This is a genomic window from Methanocorpusculum sp., assembly GCF_030655665.1.
In the GTDB taxonomy this organism is placed as follows: Archaea; Halobacteriota; Methanomicrobia; order Methanomicrobiales; family Methanocorpusculaceae; genus Methanocorpusculum.
Genome location: NZ_JAUSPQ010000006.1, coordinates 176861 through 193901 on the forward strand (window position 1 = coordinate 176861; position 17041 = coordinate 193901).

Sequence of the window (17041 nt, forward strand, 5' to 3'; positions counted from 1 at the left end):
TTTCTTTCACTCCTCCAGCACAAATCCATCTACTTTTTCCGGCTCGACTGGGTTTTGTCCCATATGGATGTGAATGGGGCACCCCTCCTCTTCATGCCCGCCGTTTTTCATCACCCAGGTGAGAAGCGGAATCAGCAGTTCGCGTAACTCCCATCCCGCTACGGTCAGATAATATCTGACGGTTGGTGGACATGTGTCCTGCACCCTTCTCTCGACCAGTTCCTTCTCTTCAAGGTCCTTGAGCGTTACAGAAAGTGTTTTTGAACTGACGTCGCACAGTCCGCGTTTCAGCTCGTTAAAGCCTGCAGATCCCGAGTTTCCTATCACTGCGATGATCATGAGGGCCCATTTTTTACTGATCGTATCCAGGATTCCGTGCAGCGGACAGAAACATATGGTCGTGTGTTCAGATATTTCCAAAGTACCCACCTCTCAATGATTTTATGTTATGATTCGGATAGTAATAAATTTAACACTAAGTTACAAAAGGAAATCATATGGTTTGTGAGCCTCCCAACACTCGGCCAATTTGAATCTCAAATGATATTATTTATCTCAGAAAATATACTATACTATGTTAATATGTTTGAACAGAGAATATTTGAAACCGATTTTCGCGTGGCATTGTCCGAAGAGCTTGACCGCAGGGGGTTAAGCATCCGCCAGCTCTCGGAAATGACCGGGATACCTGCTGTTACTCTGTATAAAATCGCATCTGGGGAACGGGACCCCCGGTTATCTACCGTGAAAAAAATCGTCGCCGTTTTCTCCCCTCATCACGGCAAATTCATTGCCCTGATTGCAGCAAAGTTCCTCCTTGATGAGAACGAAGGCGTAAAAATCGAGGCAAACGGAACCGAGTACAGGATCAAAGGGTATGCGGCAAACTCTCTCGAAGACTGTCTTATCGTTTCTGTCCGTGCAAGAAATGACGGAGCAGCCGGTATTATCTGTGCGCCCATCCTGGCTTCTCTCATCGAAAAAATGGTGGATGTTCCGGTCGCGATTCTGAAACCGGATGGGCATGCCGTCCTTGGAGCGGGAGAATCAATTGCAAAACGACTGTAAAACAAGAACGCTGAGGGGGAGATTTGAACTCCCGAGAGACTTTCGCCTCACGGGCTTTCCAGGCCCGCGCCCTACCGCTAGACTACCTCAGCATTAAAACTAGCATAAAAGATGTGTTCTCAGCCTTTATTAACTTACTGAGTTGGGGGTGACGAAAACCCGTGTTGATTTCGCTATCAGACCAGGGTTGCCGCAGACGATTTTGTCTGAATCAAACAGTGAATCGGCAAGAGCGATCAGTTTCCCGCTTTGCGTGATCAGAGCAACACTCTGGCCGCGTGAGAATTTTTCTACTGATAATGCTCCGACTCCAGCCAGAATGGCCCCATTTGCCACAGCTTTTGCCGCACTGTCCCTGATGATAATCTTAGGGATATCTGCTATTGCCTGTTCGGGAGGAAGGATCATTGCTGAAAGTGCCGCTTCGTCTTTCATCTCCACCGCATCACGGATATCTTGAAGGGTGTGTGCCTCCTCGCATGAAAATCCGCCGGATTTTGTCCGCCGCAGTTCTACCATCTGACCGCCGCATCCGAGAACATTTCCTATGTGAACACAGACTGATCTGATATAGGTCCCTGCTTCGCACCGGACCCTCAGAAGGACTAGTCTGTCCTGCATGTCGATGAGTTCGATTCTGTAGATCACCCGTATACGAAGTGCACGTTTTACTGCAGAGCGTCTCGGCGGCCGCTGATATACTCTGCCGGTAAATTGTTTTACGACCTCCTCGACACGTTCACGCGGAATGTCCGCATGCAGACGCATACATGCTACGTACTCTTTTTCATGCTGAAGCAGAAGTGGCGCCAGTCGTACAGCTTTTCCCAGCATGACGACGAGGACTCCCGAGACCATGGGATCAAGCGTTCCTGAATGTCCCACATCGGATTTCAGCATTTTGCCGACCCAGGCAGCAACCTGGTGGCTGGTGGGTCCCCGCGGCTTGTCGACCAGGATGACCCCGGTATATCCCATCAGTGGCTCTCCGTCACAAGATAGGCATTCAAAGCTTTGAGTGTTCCTTCAATGGATCCGTCCCCTATTACGGCAGGGGCATCTCCTCCGTACATCATCTCATTTGCCGTGACCTCTCCTATTGCCATCTGGATTATGTTTTCCATCTTTGGAAGTATTGCCAGCTTGAATGCTATTGGGCTCGTGAATAAAATTGCGTCAACTCCTGTCAGATCCATGACTTCATCTGTCTTTTCCACGTCATAACAGATGTATTCTATGGGAATCCCTCCTGCATGTATGATGTCTTCGGCCAGTTTGGGGTAGGTATTTCCTGCTCTCGGGATCCCGATTTTCTTCCCGCGGATCCATTTGTCGAGATACAACACAAGATCCTTTGTGTAGAAAAACGGCAGCATCTCTGCGGCGAGTCCAATGTTATGCAGAATTTTTGCGGTTTGCGGTCCGTTTGCTATTATCCTGACTTTGGACGCTAGCTGCTGCTTGATGCAGTGTCCTAGTTTTTCAGCGACAAATGCATTCGGGAAAAAGATGGCATCAAACTCCTCTCCGTTTGCTGCTTTAATAAAACTCTCAATAACCTCCATATTTTTGACCGGTTTGATAGGTGAAACGACCTTTGCCTTATGATTGTATTTCTCGCAAAGGGCAGCGTCCTCTAAAGCCCCGGTATGGCGGGTTATGGCAATTAACATATATGCACTTATTGGACTGTTAGATTTAATAGTCGTTGTGTCTAAATCACTATTATGTTCGGGGTTGTGGCCGGATTTTTTGCGGGTGTCGTCTGCGGGACCATCTCCGGTTTTGTCCCGGGTATTCATTCAAATACCGTTGCGGGAATTCTTGCCGCACTTTCCGTTCCTCTGATTCTTGTATTCGGCGTTGAGGGTGTTTGTGTGATGATCGTATCAATGATGATCGTTCACACGTTTGTAGATATCCTCCCCTCAACGTTTTTGGGTGTTCCCGATCCGGATACCGTCCTCTCGGTTCTTCCTGCACACAACCTATGTCTCCTGGGAAATGGCCAGGAAGCGGTCAGAGTTTCTGCCCTTGGCAGTCTGTGGGGATTTATGTTATGCCTCCCGCTCTTTGCTCTGTTTGTGTTCGTTCTTCCATCAGTTCAGGAGTATGTTGATTGGGGCATTGGTCTCGTGATCCTGCTTGCTGCCGGGCTTCTGATCGTATTCAGCAAAGCTCCTGCCTGGTCATTTTCAGTTTTTCTCGTGTCTGGTTTACTTGGGGTTTATGCGATGCGGTTTTCGTATTTCTCCTTTGGTGTGTTTGGGATAGGAGAGATCCTCCTGCCTCTCCTTACGGGTCTCTTTGGCATTCCTGTTCTTATCACGTCGATGAGATCTCTGGTAAAGCCTGCCGAGCAGATTTTTACCGGACTCATGATATCACAGAAAACGATCCTGAAAAACGGCTTCAAAGGGGCTATTGCCGGCGCGATTGTCGGGTGGCTTCCGGGTTTTTCAAGTGGGACCGCAAATGCTTTGCTTGCCGTCCGAAGAAGCTCAGATTTCGAAAAAATGGATCCAAGGGAGTATCTCGTCTCAACATCTGCGGCGAACACGGCAAATGCCGTTTTGGGTCTTGCGGCCCTGTATGCGCTTGGGAGAATGCGTTCAGGTGCAATGGTGACTCTTGCATCGTTCGATCTCCCCTCGATCTATCTGCTGGTCCTGGCAGCAGGGGTCGCGGCTCTGGCCGGCTACTTTGTAACGGTCGGCGCCTCGACATTCAGCCGGGTGTTTATGAGCATAAATCAAAGAGTCCTTGCCAGAGTTGTTCTTATTTTTCTGGTTGGCATGACGGTGATCTTTTGTGGCCCCTTCGGTGTTTTGATTTTGATACTTTCAACGCTTGTCGGCCTGATCCCCGGGATGATCGATATCCCGAGGATCTTCTGTATGGGGGCAATAATGCTCCCTGTGATGCTTTTTACGCTCGGGATCTTAAATTTTTGATTTGACCGCGCCGTAACTATCCTGATAATTTCCATTGTATACGTTTTCCACTTTACCCTCAACAGAGTGGATGAGCATCTGGACGACCCGCATCCCTTTTGTTACTGGTATGTCCTCGGGTCCGTAGTTTGCCATGCAGAGTGTCAGGTTTCCGCGAAATCCCGGGTCGATATATCCTGCACCGAGCACAATTCCTTTTCTCCCGAACGATGATCGTCCCCAGAGTGTTGCGCAGAGATCTTCCGGGAGACTGACAAATTCCATCGTCGGAACAAGTGTCAGTTCACCTTTTTTTATTGTGATATCTTCTGCACTTCTGAGGTCGTATGATGAAGGCTGAAGAGATTCCTCGGCAAACGGGTCTATGCCCAGTGTCCCATTTTTGATGCGGATCCTGATTATTGATGAAGAAAGAACCATACAAGATAATACGCACCGGATACAAATATACTATTAACTCTGGACTTGTAGGGTAGTGGATATCCTTTCGGGCTTCGAACCCGAAGAACCGGGTTCGATCCCCGGCAGGTCCGTCTTCTGCTCATAAAGAGCGCATACTAAAACGCTGTATTTGCTGTTTTTTTCGTGTTGGGTTGCAAATGGGCTGAAATCTGCCGCTGATTCCTTTTTAAAATCATAATATATTTAAGCAGAGGAAAGCAATTTTAACGTGAGGTGTAAAGAACTATGACTTATGGAATTGAGTTTGTTCCAGGAAACGTAAATGTCAAACAGGTAGTTAACTACTGCCAGCTCGCAGAGAGCAAAGACATTGATTTCGCATGGATTACCAACCACTACAACAACCGCCACTGTTACCCGGTCTTAACCGCAGTAGCACTGGCAACGACCTCTCTTAAGATGGGTCCGGGTATCATGAATGCATTCACTGACACTCCGGCATCAATGGCATCCTTTGCCTGCACTCTTAACGAGATCTCCGATGGACGTGCAACCCTCGGTATCGGTCCAGGTGACCTGTCAACCCTTCCGAAGCTGGCAATCAAGGCAGAAAAGCCCGTTGCAAGACTTGGTGAAGCAATTGACCAGATCCGCGCACTCTGCAGTGGTGCAGAAGTAAAGAAAGACGGCAAAGAGTTCTTCGACTACGATGGTGCAAAACTTACTGGTGTTACTCTCCCAGGCAAGAAAGGTATCCCAATCTACGTCGGTGCACAGGGACCCAAAGTCCTTGAGCTCGCAGGACTGAAAGGCGACGGTGCACTTATCAACGCATCCAACCCCAAAGACTTCGCAATTGCAATCCCAATCATCAAAGCAGCATGCGAAACTGTTGGCAAGAAAGGATTCGATGTCGGTGCATACACTGCACTTTCGATCGACAAAGATGAGAAGAAAGCAAAGAAGGCAGCAAAGATCGTTGCAGCATTTATTGCAGCAGGATCTCCCGAAGCACTTCTTCTCCGCCACGGACTCGACCTTGCAAACGTAGCAAAGATCAAGGACGCACTGTCCCGCTTTGACTTCGGTGCAGTCGGTGGACTTGTAACTGACAAAGAAATTGAAGCATTCACCATCTGCGGTACCCCAGACACTATCCGCCAGAAGTGTGAAGACCTTACCAACGCAGGCGTTACTCAGATCATCTTCGGTTCCCCACTTGGACCCGACATGACGACCTCAATCCGCCTTCTTGGCAAGATTATGTAAATTCGGTACAACCGATTTTACCCTTTTTCTTTTAACATTATTATCCAGACATTTTTGACTGAATCGGGCGGAATGCTCTTCACTCTCTCGATATCTTGCTCTTATTAATAATAACTGAAAAAAATCCTTGTCATAGACGCGATTCTTTCAGTGGTCCGTCTATTATTATCTAAAAAAGATTATCTTGAAAAATAGTATATGTGATATTTCACACCCTCCTTCATCCAAAACCCTGATATAACGTCAGTGGTATATTGAATAAGGTATTCTAATGATGGGTCACCCGCCTTTCAAAAGATAAAAACTATACAATCCGTGAGTGTTCATGACAGAAAATCGTTCAAAACTTAACAAGGAACTTGCACAGATGCTGAAAGGAGGAGTGATTATGGATGTCACATCTCCAGAGCAGGCAAAAATCGCAGAGGATGCAGGAGCCTGTGCTGTTATGGCTCTCGAGCGTATCCCTGCTGATATTCGTGCCGCCGGGGGCGTGTCCCGAATGAGCGACCCGAAGATGATTAAGAGTATCCAGAAAGCGGTCTCGATTCCGGTTATGGCCAAAGTCCGTATCGGTCATTTTGTTGAAGCTCAGATTCTGGAAGCCATCGAGATTGATTACATCGACGAAAGTGAAGTTCTCTCCCCGGCTGACGATCTCAATCACATCGATAAAACGCAGTTCAATGTTCCTTTTGTCTGCGGTGCCCGTGATCTCGGCGAGGCTCTTCGCCGCATTGCCGAAGGTGCAACGATGATCAGAACTAAAGGCGAGGCAGGTACCGGGGACATTGTCCAGGCTGTTCGTCATATGCGCACATTGAACGGCGAGATCCGCCGCGTTGTCAGTCTCCGTCAGGATGAATTGTACGTTGCCGCAAAAGATATGCAGGTCCCGATCTCTCTTCTGCAGTATGTTCATGACAATGGAAAACTCCCGGTGGTAAACTTTGCAGCAGGAGGAGTTGCCACTCCGGCAGATGCCGCTCTAATGATGCAGCTTGGTGCTGAGGGCGTTTTTGTCGGCTCAGGTATTTTCAAATCAGGAAACCCGGCAAAGCGTGCAGCGGCTGTTGTGAAGGCCGTTACGAACTATAATAACCCGTCCATCCTTGCAGAGCTCTCCGAAGATCTTGGTGAGGCAATGGTCGGTATCAATGCAGACGAAATCTCTATTCTGATGGCGGAACGGGGAAAATAATTTTATGAATATCGGTGTTCTGGCACTTCAGGGTGCATTCATCGAACACATCAGGATGCTGGAAAGTCTGGGGGCTGAGACGTTTGAGATTCGGAACCTTTCCGATCTCAAACAAAAACCGGATGGTCTGATTTTTCCGGGAGGGGAGAGTACCGTCATGTTGAAACTTCTTTTGGATCTCGGTCTGTATGATGAGCTTCGTTCACTCATTATATCAGGCACCCCCGTTATGGGTACCTGTGCCGGACTGATCCTTCTTGCAAAATATGTTGAGGGTGGGGTACCTTCTCTTGCAACGATGGACATTACTGCGGTCAGGAATGCCTATGGTCGTCAGCTCGGCAGTTTTGAAACCATTGCGCCGTTTGCTGATGTCGGGGATGTTCATATGACCTTCATACGTGCCCCGGTGATTTCCCGTATTGGGAAAAATGTCAGAGTTCTTGCAGAAGTTGATGGAAACATTGTTGCTGCACGTGAGGAAAACCAGCTGGTGTTGTCTTTCCATCCTGAGCTGGGTCAGAATACTGCCGTCCATCAATATTTCCTGAATATGGTTTCCAGAACGAACTGAACTTTTAAAAAAAAATCTTTGTAATACAGAACAGAGAAATTTTTCATTAATACAGGGTCGGGAGAATTTCTCCCGCTCCCGCATCCAAAAAGAAAAATGGTAAATTGGGATGTCCGATTACTCGGGCTTGCTGATAAGGGTGACCTTAGAGACGATCTCACCGGTCTTCTTGTGTGGCTTGCGGATAACGCCGTCACATCCCTTCTCGAGCTCGCGTGCCTGATCACAAAGGTTTGCAGCTGCACGCATCATTTCGTGTGCTGAGGTGACGATTGGTACATAGTCTGTCCACTCTTTGGTCATGAAACAGCCTTTGACGTTGACGCCTGCGACTGCTGATGCGATTTCGTATGCTGCACGTGCTTTTGCCTGTGCATAGGGGTTTGTGAACTCGCCTTTGGTCGAGTTGTCAGCGTTCAGAACAAGTTTCGGGAGTTCGATCTCTGCGCCTTTCTTGCCTGCTTTCACCTGATCGATGACTTTGTCAAGCTCCATCTGGATTTTGCGGAATGCACCGGTAAGTGCAAGGACTTTCACGAGGTTGCCGTTGTAGTCTGCCATCTCGATTGGGTCGAGGAATTCACGGCGGGCACCGATCATTGCGTCTGCTTTGACAATGATGTAGCCAAAGCCAGATGCCTTCAGTAATTCCCAGCCTTCTTTCTTGGTCGTGACATCGTCAGTGATGACGATGGTCGGAATACCTGCTGCTTTGAGATCTTCGCGTGCACCGACCGGGCCTTCGAGAACTCCGTTCGGGGAAACAACGATTGCAAAGTCAGGCTGCCATGCTTTCAGGTTAGAAACAACACGGTCAACATCTTCCTTCTGCAGTTTAGTTCCGGAAGTTGCCATGAATGTCATCATGTCTTCGCGGTCTGCACGCTCATCTAAAAGCAACTCTGCCATAACACCTGATGCGATGTTACCGAGTTTTGCAACTCCTACCTTAACTACCATATTTGATACACCTCTCATTTTGAAATGAGAACATCAGTTTATCGACGAGAATCAATATAAGGTTTGTGAATGACACTGTCCAGAAATCAAATAACAACAATTCCTGCCTGTTATTATCTATCGGAATCAAATGCGCAGGTATTTTCACGATGGTTTCTCTACTATATCTCAGAATACTGATACCTTGTCTCGTTTTTTAGGAAATTTTGTATATATCCTTCTCTCTCTGTCTGCGCGCAATGTCCTCATGACATTTCATTGACAAGAATGTTTAATCAAATCATTTATAGTTAATCAGGTTGAATTAATACTTATGAAAGATACGCTTCTTACCGACCGTCAGAAGGAAGTCATCCGATATCGTAAAAAAGGTATGACGCAGCAGCAGATCGCTGACCGACTTGGGACATCCAAGGCAAACATCTGCACTATTGAAAAATCCGCCAATGAAAATATCCGTCGGGCAAAGGAGACGCTGGAGTTTCTGTACACACTTGACGCCACTGAACTGTGTGTTCTCCCTGAAGGTACGGATCTGATAGAAGCTCCGAAGATCATCTATGTCTCAGCGGCCCCTCTCAATATTAAAATCCGGTATGATACCCTTGCCTTGATCAACCGGATCTCATCCTACATGCCGGAAAAAATTAAAGGTCGGCATGTCAAGGAGGATATCATTGTCTATCTCAATAATGACGGCGAACTGTACTTCGGCTGATCACGGTCCCGATCGTATTTTTCAGGTAATGCCGAGTGTGTGCCTCCAAGGTTCAGTGTATGGCGGCTGGGTGGATCCGAAGACCATACAACAATTTATATTCTCTCTTCTCCAATAACATAGGAGCCTTCAATAGGCTGATATCAGCAAAATCTGCTGAATGAGGATATCCAGTTGGTATGAAACAACCGTGGTTTCACGTTTGTTTTGTAATTGTGTAACTCTAAGCGGGCAATCCCGCGGTAGATGTTAAGACCTACTATAGGTCTGATTAGGTGCGCCGGGCGAACGTCTTAATGATGTGCCCTTTCCTGGACGTCAGGAAGCGTATCGGAAGTCAGGTTCTCTTTCGTGAGACTTGGAAATCGCAGTAAAAACTGCAAATCGGGTAAATGAACAGATAAGACGTTATCGTGTTCATAATCGGATATCCCACAAGGAATCTCAATTGCGTGCAAAGCAGTGCTTTGCGTGCCTTCACACGTTGAAATACACGTGAGTTGAACTCCCGTCTTTCCGTCCAATGTGTCACATGCCCGCGCTTACCAGCGCAATCAGGTGTGTTAAACACAGAGACCGACAAAATGCGTCCCGCAGGTCGATTCCTGGATTCTAGGAAGCCGGCGGTGAAAGAACGGCTGTCATATTGATGACAACCACAGCAGACGTCTTCCTTGCATAATGCAAGAGAAGGCACTAAAGGATTGATTAATAAATGAGAACAGTGAGACCCCGTGCCGGGTCACTTGCATACTATCCAAAAGTGCGGGCTAAGGGCATCGTACCAAAGTACCAGTCCTGGCCAGCATACAATGGGCAGCCAATGCTCCAGGGATTTGCAGGCTACAAAGCCGGTATGACCCACGTGATCATGATCGATGATCGCAAGAAGAGTCCGACTGAAGGTAAGGAAGTAATGGTTCCCGTAACCGTTATTGAAATCCCAGCCATGATCGTTGCTGCCATTCGTGTTTACGTTAAAGATACCTACGGCAAACACCCGCTGACTGAAGTCTGGGCAGAAAACCTCGAAGCACTCTCCGGCAGAATCACCAAAGCAAAGACCAACAATGCTGCAAAAGCAACTGAGAAGATCAATGCTGCAATTGGCGATGTTGTTGAAGTAATGGTGCTCATGTACACTAAACCGACCGAGATCACCGGTATTCCAAAGAAGGTCCCTGACCTTATGGAGATTCGTGTTGCCGGCGGCAGTGCACAGGAACGTTTTGATTACGCTCTCTCCATCCTTGGGGCCGATGTCGATATGAATTCCCTCCTTAGCGAGGGTCAGTTCGCTGACATTACCGGTATCACCAAAGGAAAAGGATTCCAGGGTGCAGTCAAAAGATTCGGTATCACCCTTCGTAAGAGAAAACACGCAAGAACCAAGAAGGAAAGACATATCGGAACTCTTGGTCCATGGACTCCCCACCACGTCCGCTGGCAGGTACCAATGCCAGGTCAGATGGGTTTCCAGCAGCGTACTGAGTTCAACAAACGTATCATCAAGATCGGTGAGAACGCAGACGAAATCAACCCGGCCGGAGGCTTCCTCCACTATGGTCTTGTCCGTAATAACTACGTCTTGATCAAAGGAAGCATCCCCGGACCGGCAAAACGCCTCGTCAGAATCCGGTCTGCTACCCGCATGGGTGAGCAGAAGGTTCAGACCCCGGTTGTAGAATATGTCAGTCTTCAGAGCAAACAGGGGTGAAATGACCGATGAAAGCAAATGTAAAAGCAATTAACGGCTCAGTCCTCCATGAAATTGAACTCCCGGCCGTATTCGACGAAGCATACCGCCCGGACCTTATCAGAAGGGCCATTCTCGCATACCAGAGCGAACAGTACCAGCCGCACGGGGCAGACCCGCTTGCAGGTCTGCGGACCTCTGCAGTAGGTTGGGGATCCAAACGCGGTGAAGCTAAGATTCCGCGTATCAAAAACGGAAGCCGTGCTGCAAAAGTACCTAACGTAAAAGGCGGTCACCCAGCACACGCACCAAAAGCAGAGAAGATCCTTGTTGAGAAAATCAACAAGAAAGAGAAAGCAAAGGCAATCCGCTCAGCTATTGCAGCTACCGTTAACACCGGACTTGTCACCGCCCGCGGTCACAAATTCGAAGGCGAAGCAGCAATCATCGTTGATGACTCCTTTGAACAGATCGTCAAGACCGCCGAAGTCAAACTTGCCCTTATGGCACTTGGACTTGGGGCTGATCTTGAACGTGCAAGACTTTCCAGAAATATCCGTGCCGGTCGTGGAAAGATACGTGGACGCAAATATAAGCAGGCGAAGTCTGCTCTTATCGTGACGTCCGGTGAATTCCCCGCTGGTGCGAATATCGCAGGAGTCGACTGCGTATCCGTCAATGCCCTGAACATCAATGTTCTTGCACCCGGAGCCGACGCAGGCAGACTGACCGTCTGGACCGAAGCTGCAATCAAGAAGTTCGGGGAGGCCTAATCATGACACTCGCACACCCCCTCGTAACAGAAAAAGCCATGGTCCTTTTAGAGAACTCGAACCAGCTCTCTTTCATTGTTGAGAAGGAAGCCCGCAAGGCATCCATCAAGGCAGCAATGGAGAAGAACTTTGGCAAGAAGGTCGTCTCAATCAACACCATGATGACCTCTAAAGGAAACAAGAAGGCAGTCATTACCTTCGAAGAGAAAAACGCCGCTGAAGAAATCCTTTCTCAGCTCGGAATCGTGTAAGGTGAGATAAATGGGACACAGAATCAGTACACAGTCACGTGGAAAAGGCGGTCCAACCTACCGCGCCCCGTCGCACCAGTATAAAGCAGCACTCAAGCACTTTGGCTCCGCGCTTCAGACCGTTCGTGCAACCGTCATCGACATCGAGCACGACCCGGCACGTCACACTCCGATTGCAGTCGTGAAAATCGAAGGCACGGTAGCTGAAAAGAAAGAATACGCACTGATTACCGAAGGTGTTGGTATTGGCCAGGAACTCGTATGGGGACCTGAAGCCACTGTCGAAAACGGTAACTCGTTACCACTTTCAGCAATTCCGACCGGAGTTGCCGTCTGCAACATCGAAGCCCGCCCCGGAGACGGTGGCAAATTCGTTCGTGCAAGCGGAGTTCAGGCCGTTATCATCGGAAAATCCGCTGGTAAAGTCGGTGTCAGAATGCCTTCAGGAAAACCCAAATGGTTCAATGAGGCATGCCTTGCAACCGTCGGCCTTGTGGCCGGTGGAGGACGCTGTGACAAGCCAATCCTGAAAGCAGGTAAACAGTATCACAAGATGAAATCCTCTGCAACCCGCTGGCCAAGAACCCGTGGTGTCGCAATGAACGTCGTCGATCACCCATTCGGTGGTGGAGGACATCAGCACCCAGGTAAACCAAAGACTGTTGCACGTGGAGCATCCCCCGGTAGAAAAGTCGGATCTGTTGCAGCGCGCAGAACTGGATATCGGAGGTGAACGTAAATGGCAAAGAAAACTACTAAGAGAATGCCAAAGCGGCGAGAGGAATACACCTATCACGGCTTTAATATTGAGCAGCTCAAAGCCATGTCCATGGACGAGCTTCTTGCTATTATGCCCAGCGGCGCACGCAGAAAGGTCCTTCGCGGATTTACCCGTGATGAAGAGGATGTTCGCGCGAAGATCGCTGAAAGTGATGGTGTCAGAACCCACAGCCGTTCAATGATTATCCTCCCAGAAATGGTTGGCAAAAATGTTGCCATCTACTCCGGTAAGGATTTCGTTAACGTAGAGATCCCGGTTGAAGGAATTTTCCACTACTTTGGAGAGTTCGCCTTAACCCGCAAGAAAGTTGCTCACGGAAGTGCCGGTATCGGTGCAACCAAGTCGAGTAAGTACGTTCCGTTGAAGTGATTGTTATGGCAAGAACAGAATACAGTAACAAACTTACCGGCGACAACATCGCCCGTGCCAAGGCTAACGAACTCAGCTGCTCTCCAAAGCACTCTGTGGAAATCGCTCACCTTGTCCGTAATATGATGGCAGACGACGCAGTTGCATATCTTGAACAGGTCATCGACCTCAAGCGTGCAGTTCCGTTCCACCGCTATAACAGAAATGTTAGCCACCAGAAGAGCTTAAACGGAAAAACCTTTGGAACCGCAGCCGGCAGATACCCGGTCAAGGCAGCCGGAGAATATATCCGCTTAATCCGTTCTGCACAGAAGAACGCTGAATATGCAGGTCTCGCACCGGAAAAGATGGTCATCATCCACGCCGCTGCAAACAAAGGACGCTGCATGAAAGGAATCTTCCCCCGTGCAATGGGTAGAGCTACCCCCAAACACAGAGATTCCGTCAACGTCGAGATCATCCTCCGTGAGGTACAGTAAGTATGACAATCGAAAAGAAATTCGTTGCAGACGGTGTCCGCAAAGTCAGAGTCGAGCAGTACCTTAACAAGGAACTCAAACGTGCCGGCTACGGAGGTATGGACATCGTCCGGACTCCCGTTGGAACCCAGGTCACGATCTTTGCAGAGAAGCCAGGTATCGTTATCGGTAAAGGCGGTAAACTGGTTCGCCAGCTGACCTCTGACCTCAACACTATCTACGGCATCGATTCGCCGCAGGTTGAAGTTCAGCAGGTTGCAAACCCGAACCTCAACGCCCAGATCATGGCAGAACGCCTTGCAAATGCACTTGAACGCGGCTGGTACTTCCGAAAGGCTGGAACCTCCGTAATCCGCCGTGTCATGGACTCTGGAGCACTTGGCTGTGAAGTTATTATCGCAGGTAAGCTGACCGGTGCCCGTGCTCGTGTGCAGAAGTTCGTAGAAGGCTACATCAAACACTCAGGTGAACCATCAGAGTCAATCGTTGAGAAGGGCTATGCAACTGCAATCAAAAAGCTCGGTATCATCGGTGTCCAGGTTAAGATTGTTCCCCCGGGAGCAAAACTACCTGATCAGTTCGAAATCCGTGCGGATGCAGCTCCTGCTCCGGCACGTGTTGTTGAGACCGATATCTTCGAAGAGTTCGATGCAGAACTTGCAGCCGAACCGGAACCTGAATTTGTTGAGGAGGTCTGAAAATGGCTATCTTCAGAGCAAAAGAAGTCGCCCAGTTTTCCGATACTGAACTGATCGAGAATGAGCAGAAACTCAAGATCGAACTAATTCAGAACTATGGAAAAGTCAGCGCCGGTGGTGCACCGGAAAACCCCGGAAAGATCCGGGAAGTTCGCAGAACTATCGCACGTATCAAGACTGAACAGACTAAACGTCAGGCATAAATCTCGTCTATGATCACTCCGCAGAATATAATCAGACATGAAATGATCGGTCTTCTTGTATCTGTGGAGTATTCACCGAACAAGTCTGAAGAAGGTATTTCCGGTGTCATCATTGATGAGACCAGAAACACTCTTCGGATCAATACAGGGAATGGCATTAAGTGCCTGGAGAAACAACGTAAGTTACTCCGGGTGACCCTCCCGGATAGTGTTCAGGTGATAATAGACGGCAATGCTTTGTCTGTTTCTCCAACGCGGCGCGTAAGTATGCGCGTAAGCCCATATCGTAAGATGTGAGCGAGACATGAGGGTTAATATGGCAAAAAATATCGGCTTAAATGTCACGGTCCCAGAAAAGGATTGTGACGATGTAAATTGTCCGTTTCACGGCAGCTTACCGGTGCGCGGCCAGGTGATTACCGGTAAGGTCGTAAGCGAACGAATGCAGGGAACTGTTGTCGTCGAGAGGAACTTTCTCCATAAAGTCAAGAAATATGACAGATATGAGAAACGCAGTTCCAAAATCCACGCACACATGGCTCCATGCCTTGACGCCAAAATCGGCGACGAGGTAAAGATTGCAGAGTGCAGACCACTGAACAAAACAACCTCCTATGTAGTTGTCGAGGTGACTAAGGAATGAGAGGCTTAACGTCAAAAATTCCGCGCGCACTTCAGACCGGCTCAAAGATGGTTTGTGCAGACAACACGGGTGCCCGTGTTGTACAGATTGTATCCGTCTTCGGTTACCACGGTGTTAAAAACCGGCAGCCTAAGATGGGACTTGGGGACCTTGCGACTGTCACAGTCAAAAAAGGAACCCCGGACATGAGAAAGAAGCTCGTCAGAGCAGTCGTTGTCCGTCAGAAGAAGGAATTCCGTCGACCCAATGGTCTCAGAGTATCCTTCGAAGAGAACGCAATGATCCTCCTGAACGAAAACGGCGATCCGCGTGGAACCGACATTAAAGGACCGGTTGCCCGTGAAGTCGCAGAACGTTTCCCGAAGGTTGGATCAATGGCAACCATTATTATCTAAGGTGAAAACATGGCACGTATTTCAAGCACTCAGCCAAGAAAGCAGCGGAAGTTCCGGTATAATGCTCCTATTCACATTCGTGGTGCATTCTTACACTCTCCTCTCGCAAGCGATCTTCGCAAAAAGTATGGAAAGCGCAGTTTCCGTGTTGTTACCGGCGATACTGTCAAAGTACTTCGTGGTGAATTCAAAGGAATCGAAGGCGTTGTTGATGGCGTAGATGTCAAAAACACGAAGGTCCTTGTTCACGGAGTTTATGTCAAGAAAGCCAACGGCGAAGATGTCCCAAGACCACTCGATCCGTCCAAGATAATGATCACCAAACTCAACACAAAAGATGCAATGCGTGTTGCACGTCTTGAGGTGAAGGCATAATGACCCGAACTAAGAGAATGACAGCACCGGATGCATGGCAGATCGCCAGAAAAGAAAGCAAATATGTCGTCAGCACCGCAAGCGGTCCGCACGATGGTTCAGCTCTTCCGATTGGCGTCTGGCTTCGCGACCACATGCAGTTTGCATTAAACACCAAAGAAGTCAGAAAGATTCTGCACGACCGCCAGGTTTTCCTGAATGGTCACATCGTAACCGACGAACACATCGGAATCGACGTCTTTGATATCATCAGCTTCCCGAAAATTGACAAGCACTACATGATTCTTGTTGACGAAAAGGGACGCCACAATGAATATGAGATATCCGCAGATGCTGCAAAAGTCCAGCTCGTTAAAGTTGCAAACAAAACCACCATCAAAGGCGGCAAGACACAGATCAACTTAACCAGCGGTGCAAACTTCATTGGTGAAGACAACTGCAAAGGCAAAGATTCGCTTGTCATCGGCATCGCCGGCGACGACCGTTTCGCAGTCCAGCAGCACTTCCCGTATGCAGTCGGCAACATGGTCATCATCATTGGCGGACAGCACACCATGAAGACCGGAAAGCTTGTAGAAATCCTTATTCAGGACTCCTCACTGCCGAACCGTGTCATCATCGAGGATGCTAACGGCGACAATTTCGAGACCATTGAAGACTACGTCTACATGATCGGAACTACCGAGTCCTTCCTTAAAACCTGGGGTGTTGACGCATGAGTGATATGCAGACCCCGTTCGTTTCAAAAGTCGTCGTCCACATGGGCGTCGGTGAAGCAGGTGAGCGTCTTGTCAATGCCGAGAACATCATGGCAGATCTGACTAAAGGCGCAAAACCAATCCGCTCATATGCCAGAAACACACTTCCGGCATTTGGTATCCGCAAAGGACAGCCAATCGGATGTAAAGTTACTCTCCGTGGTAAAAAAGCGATGGAATTCCTCGAAAGGGCACTCAAAACCTACGCTGTGGAAAATGTTCTCCACACCCGTCAGTTTGATGTAACCGGCAACTTTGGGTTCGGTATCGAAGAACACACCGACTTCCCGGGTCAGGCATATGACCCGAAGATCGGTATCTACGGTATGGATATCATCGCTGTCATCGAAAAGAAAGGAACCAGAACCGCACGCAGAAAAATCCAGCAGAAGAAACTCAACAGCAAACTTCGGATGTCTCGTGAAGAATCCATGAAGTTCGTTACTGAGACCTTCGGTATTGAGGTGGAGTAAT

General features: G+C 48.6%; 25 protein-coding genes and 2 tRNA genes. 21 read left to right on the plus strand and 6 right to left on the minus strand.

The genetic code is table 11. The features are described 5' to 3' along the window. Positions 1-6: 6 nt before the first annotated feature. Entirely contained in the window at positions 7-429 is a 423-nt protein-coding gene (locus Q7J08_RS04160) for a helix-turn-helix domain-containing protein (protein WP_304910435.1), read from the minus strand. A gap of 153 nt (positions 430-582) precedes the next feature. Here Q7J08_RS04160 and Q7J08_RS04165 point away from each other — a divergent pair, with 153 nt between their 5' ends. Further along, on the plus strand, positions 583-1068 hold the full coding sequence (locus Q7J08_RS04165; protein WP_304910436.1) for a helix-turn-helix domain-containing protein: 486 nt from the start codon (positions 583-585) through the stop codon (positions 1066-1068). A gap of 8 nt (positions 1069-1076) precedes the next feature. Here the strand turns inward: Q7J08_RS04165 and Q7J08_RS04170 are convergent. From Q7J08_RS04170 to Q7J08_RS04180, 3 genes are all read right to left on the minus strand, one after another. Continuing rightward, a tRNA-Ser gene (locus Q7J08_RS04170) sits at positions 1077-1160 on the minus strand. Positions 1161-1197: 37 nt separating this feature from the next. Then, positions 1198-2046, minus strand: a complete 849-nt coding sequence (locus Q7J08_RS04175) for an RNA-guided pseudouridylation complex pseudouridine synthase subunit Cbf5 (RefSeq protein WP_304910437.1) — start codon at positions 2044-2046, stop codon at positions 1198-1200. Next, a complete protein-coding gene (locus Q7J08_RS04180) occupies positions 2046-2741 on the minus strand; it encodes a uroporphyrinogen-III synthase (protein WP_304910438.1) in 696 nt (231 codons plus the stop codon). The genes Q7J08_RS04175 and Q7J08_RS04180 overlap by 1 nt, the downstream gene beginning before the upstream one ends. Before the next feature lie 54 nt (positions 2742-2795). On the opposite strand from Q7J08_RS04180, the gene Q7J08_RS04185 reads away from it, so the two are divergent. Then, entirely contained in the window at positions 2796-4022 is a 1227-nt protein-coding gene (locus tag Q7J08_RS04185) for a tripartite tricarboxylate transporter permease (RefSeq protein WP_304910439.1), read from the plus strand. Here the strand turns inward: Q7J08_RS04185 and dcd are convergent. Then, on the minus strand, positions 4011-4442 hold the full coding sequence (dcd, locus tag Q7J08_RS04190; RefSeq protein ID WP_304910440.1) for a dCTP deaminase: 432 nt from the start codon (positions 4440-4442) through the stop codon (positions 4011-4013). The two genes, Q7J08_RS04185 and dcd, sit on opposite strands and share 12 nt — an antisense overlap. A gap of 41 nt (positions 4443-4483) precedes the next feature. On the opposite strand from dcd, the gene Q7J08_RS04195 reads away from it, so the two are divergent. From Q7J08_RS04195 to pdxT, 4 genes are all read left to right on the plus strand, one after another. Then, positions 4484-4555: transfer RNA gene (locus Q7J08_RS04195), tRNA-Arg, on the plus strand. 154 nt (positions 4556-4709) lie between these two features. Then, positions 4710-5693 carry a 5,10-methylenetetrahydromethanopterin reductase gene (locus Q7J08_RS04200; protein ID WP_304910441.1) on the plus strand — a complete coding sequence of 328 codons (984 nt, stop codon included), beginning with the start codon at positions 4710-4712 and terminating at the stop codon, positions 5691-5693. A gap of 325 nt (positions 5694-6018) precedes the next feature. After that, positions 6019-6894 carry a pyridoxal 5'-phosphate synthase lyase subunit PdxS gene (pdxS, locus tag Q7J08_RS04205; protein ID WP_304910442.1) on the plus strand — a complete coding sequence of 292 codons (876 nt, stop codon included), beginning with the start codon at positions 6019-6021 and terminating at the stop codon, positions 6892-6894. Positions 6895-6898: 4 nt separating this feature from the next. Then, positions 6899-7468 (plus strand): pyridoxal 5'-phosphate synthase glutaminase subunit PdxT, encoded by a 570-nt coding sequence (pdxT, locus tag Q7J08_RS04210; protein ID WP_304910443.1) that lies wholly within the window; start codon positions 6899-6901, stop codon positions 7466-7468. Between the two features lie 117 nt (positions 7469-7585). On the opposite strand, the gene Q7J08_RS04215 is transcribed toward pdxT, so the two are convergent. Next, complete coding sequence (locus Q7J08_RS04215) at positions 7586-8428, minus strand: F420-dependent methylenetetrahydromethanopterin dehydrogenase (protein WP_304910444.1); 843 nt, start codon at positions 8426-8428, stop codon at positions 7586-7588. Positions 8429-8741: 313 nt separating this feature from the next. Between Q7J08_RS04215 and Q7J08_RS04220 the strand changes: the two genes are divergently transcribed. The 15 genes from Q7J08_RS04220 (at position 8742) to Q7J08_RS04290 (ending at position 17040) form a co-directional block, all read left to right on the plus strand. Beyond that, the gene (locus tag Q7J08_RS04220) at positions 8742-9146 is read left to right on the plus strand and encodes a Tfx family DNA-binding protein (protein ID WP_304910445.1); all 405 of its coding nucleotides are present in this window, start codon (positions 8742-8744) and stop codon (positions 9144-9146) included. 715 nt (positions 9147-9861) lie between these two features. Beyond that, positions 9862-10863: a 50S ribosomal protein L3 gene (locus Q7J08_RS04225; protein ID WP_304910446.1), complete on the plus strand. Its 1002-nt coding sequence runs from the start codon at positions 9862-9864 to the stop codon at positions 10861-10863. 8 nt (positions 10864-10871) lie between these two features. Then, the gene (gene rpl4p / locus Q7J08_RS04230) at positions 10872-11615 is read left to right on the plus strand and encodes a 50S ribosomal protein L4 (protein ID WP_304910447.1); all 744 of its coding nucleotides are present in this window, start codon (positions 10872-10874) and stop codon (positions 11613-11615) included. A gap of 2 nt (positions 11616-11617) precedes the next feature. Then, the gene (locus Q7J08_RS04235; RefSeq protein ID WP_304910448.1) at positions 11618-11866 is read left to right on the plus strand and encodes a 50S ribosomal protein L23; all 249 of its coding nucleotides are present in this window, start codon (positions 11618-11620) and stop codon (positions 11864-11866) included. Between the two features lie 10 nt (positions 11867-11876). Next, positions 11877-12599, plus strand: coding sequence for a 50S ribosomal protein L2 (locus Q7J08_RS04240; protein ID WP_304910449.1), 723 nt, complete (start codon positions 11877-11879; stop codon positions 12597-12599). A 6-nt stretch (positions 12600-12605) separates the two neighbouring features. Beyond that, the gene (locus Q7J08_RS04245; RefSeq protein ID WP_304910450.1) at positions 12606-13016 is read left to right on the plus strand and encodes a 30S ribosomal protein S19; all 411 of its coding nucleotides are present in this window, start codon (positions 12606-12608) and stop codon (positions 13014-13016) included. A gap of 5 nt (positions 13017-13021) precedes the next feature. Then, positions 13022-13495 carry a 50S ribosomal protein L22 gene (locus Q7J08_RS04250; protein ID WP_304910451.1) on the plus strand — a complete coding sequence of 158 codons (474 nt, stop codon included), beginning with the start codon at positions 13022-13024 and terminating at the stop codon, positions 13493-13495. A gap of 2 nt (positions 13496-13497) precedes the next feature. After that, on the plus strand, positions 13498-14193 hold the full coding sequence (locus tag Q7J08_RS04255; RefSeq protein ID WP_304910452.1) for a 30S ribosomal protein S3: 696 nt from the start codon (positions 13498-13500) through the stop codon (positions 14191-14193). 2 nt (positions 14194-14195) lie between these two features. After that, positions 14196-14396, plus strand: coding sequence for a 50S ribosomal protein L29 (gene rpmC, locus Q7J08_RS04260; protein WP_304910453.1), 201 nt, complete (start codon positions 14196-14198; stop codon positions 14394-14396). A gap of 9 nt (positions 14397-14405) precedes the next feature. Then, a complete protein-coding gene (locus Q7J08_RS04265; protein ID WP_304910454.1) occupies positions 14406-14693 on the plus strand; it encodes a ribonuclease P protein subunit in 288 nt (95 codons plus the stop codon). Between the two features lie 19 nt (positions 14694-14712). After that, positions 14713-15039, plus strand: a complete 327-nt coding sequence (locus tag Q7J08_RS04270) for a 30S ribosomal protein S17 (RefSeq protein WP_304910455.1) — start codon at positions 14713-14715, stop codon at positions 15037-15039. Beyond that, positions 15036-15434 (plus strand): 50S ribosomal protein L14, encoded by a 399-nt coding sequence (locus tag Q7J08_RS04275; protein WP_304910456.1) that lies wholly within the window; start codon positions 15036-15038, stop codon positions 15432-15434. Before Q7J08_RS04270 ends, Q7J08_RS04275 begins: the two co-directional genes overlap by 4 nt. A gap of 9 nt (positions 15435-15443) precedes the next feature. Continuing rightward, positions 15444-15809, plus strand: coding sequence for a 50S ribosomal protein L24 (gene rplX, locus Q7J08_RS04280; protein ID WP_304910457.1), 366 nt, complete (start codon positions 15444-15446; stop codon positions 15807-15809). After that, positions 15809-16528 (plus strand): 30S ribosomal protein S4e, encoded by a 720-nt coding sequence (locus tag Q7J08_RS04285; RefSeq protein ID WP_304910458.1) that lies wholly within the window; start codon positions 15809-15811, stop codon positions 16526-16528. Before rplX ends, Q7J08_RS04285 begins: the two co-directional genes overlap by 1 nt. Next, positions 16525-17040, plus strand: a complete 516-nt coding sequence (locus tag Q7J08_RS04290; RefSeq protein ID WP_304910459.1) for a 50S ribosomal protein L5 — start codon at positions 16525-16527, stop codon at positions 17038-17040. Before Q7J08_RS04285 ends, Q7J08_RS04290 begins: the two co-directional genes overlap by 4 nt. The last annotated feature ends 1 nt before the right edge of the window (position 17041 follow it).

What these genes read in the sequence shown, in the direction of transcription:
- Q7J08_RS04165 (WP_304910436.1), top strand. Translation starts at nt 583, where the DNA reads ATGTTTGAACAGAGAATATTTGAAACCGATTTTCGCGTGGCATTGTCC.
- Q7J08_RS04175 (WP_304910437.1), bottom strand. Translation starts at nt 2,046, where the DNA reads ATGGGATATACCGGGGTCATCCTGGTCGACAAGCCGCGGGGACCCACC.
- Q7J08_RS04180 (WP_304910438.1), bottom strand. Translation starts at nt 2,741, where the DNA reads ATGTTAATTGCCATAACCCGCCATACCGGGGCTTTAGAGGACGCTGCC.
- Q7J08_RS04185 (WP_304910439.1), top strand. Translation starts at nt 2,796, where the DNA reads ATGTTCGGGGTTGTGGCCGGATTTTTTGCGGGTGTCGTCTGCGGGACC.
- dcd (WP_304910440.1), bottom strand. Translation starts at nt 4,442, where the DNA reads ATGGTTCTTTCTTCATCAATAATCAGGATCCGCATCAAAAATGGGACA.
- Q7J08_RS04200 (WP_304910441.1), top strand. Translation starts at nt 4,710, where the DNA reads ATGACTTATGGAATTGAGTTTGTTCCAGGAAACGTAAATGTCAAACAG.
- pdxS (WP_304910442.1), top strand. Translation starts at nt 6,019, where the DNA reads ATGACAGAAAATCGTTCAAAACTTAACAAGGAACTTGCACAGATGCTG.
- pdxT (WP_304910443.1), top strand. Translation starts at nt 6,899, where the DNA reads ATGAATATCGGTGTTCTGGCACTTCAGGGTGCATTCATCGAACACATC.
- Q7J08_RS04215 (WP_304910444.1), bottom strand. Translation starts at nt 8,428, where the DNA reads ATGGTAGTTAAGGTAGGAGTTGCAAAACTCGGTAACATCGCATCAGGT.
- Q7J08_RS04220 (WP_304910445.1), top strand. Translation starts at nt 8,742, where the DNA reads ATGAAAGATACGCTTCTTACCGACCGTCAGAAGGAAGTCATCCGATAT.
- Q7J08_RS04225 (WP_304910446.1), top strand. Translation starts at nt 9,862, where the DNA reads ATGAGAACAGTGAGACCCCGTGCCGGGTCACTTGCATACTATCCAAAA.
- rpl4p (WP_304910447.1), top strand. Translation starts at nt 10,872, where the DNA reads ATGAAAGCAAATGTAAAAGCAATTAACGGCTCAGTCCTCCATGAAATT.
- Q7J08_RS04235 (WP_304910448.1), top strand. Translation starts at nt 11,618, where the DNA reads ATGACACTCGCACACCCCCTCGTAACAGAAAAAGCCATGGTCCTTTTA.
- Q7J08_RS04240 (WP_304910449.1), top strand. Translation starts at nt 11,877, where the DNA reads ATGGGACACAGAATCAGTACACAGTCACGTGGAAAAGGCGGTCCAACC.
- Q7J08_RS04245 (WP_304910450.1), top strand. Translation starts at nt 12,606, where the DNA reads ATGGCAAAGAAAACTACTAAGAGAATGCCAAAGCGGCGAGAGGAATAC.
- Q7J08_RS04250 (WP_304910451.1), top strand. Translation starts at nt 13,022, where the DNA reads ATGGCAAGAACAGAATACAGTAACAAACTTACCGGCGACAACATCGCC.
- Q7J08_RS04255 (WP_304910452.1), top strand. Translation starts at nt 13,498, where the DNA reads ATGACAATCGAAAAGAAATTCGTTGCAGACGGTGTCCGCAAAGTCAGA.
- rpmC (WP_304910453.1), top strand. Translation starts at nt 14,196, where the DNA reads ATGGCTATCTTCAGAGCAAAAGAAGTCGCCCAGTTTTCCGATACTGAA.
- Q7J08_RS04265 (WP_304910454.1), top strand. Translation starts at nt 14,406, where the DNA reads ATGATCACTCCGCAGAATATAATCAGACATGAAATGATCGGTCTTCTT.
- Q7J08_RS04270 (WP_304910455.1), top strand. Translation starts at nt 14,713, where the DNA reads ATGGCAAAAAATATCGGCTTAAATGTCACGGTCCCAGAAAAGGATTGT.
- Q7J08_RS04275 (WP_304910456.1), top strand. Translation starts at nt 15,036, where the DNA reads ATGAGAGGCTTAACGTCAAAAATTCCGCGCGCACTTCAGACCGGCTCA.
- rplX (WP_304910457.1), top strand. Translation starts at nt 15,444, where the DNA reads ATGGCACGTATTTCAAGCACTCAGCCAAGAAAGCAGCGGAAGTTCCGG.
- Q7J08_RS04285 (WP_304910458.1), top strand. Translation starts at nt 15,809, where the DNA reads ATGACCCGAACTAAGAGAATGACAGCACCGGATGCATGGCAGATCGCC.
- Q7J08_RS04290 (WP_304910459.1), top strand. Translation starts at nt 16,525, where the DNA reads ATGAGTGATATGCAGACCCCGTTCGTTTCAAAAGTCGTCGTCCACATG.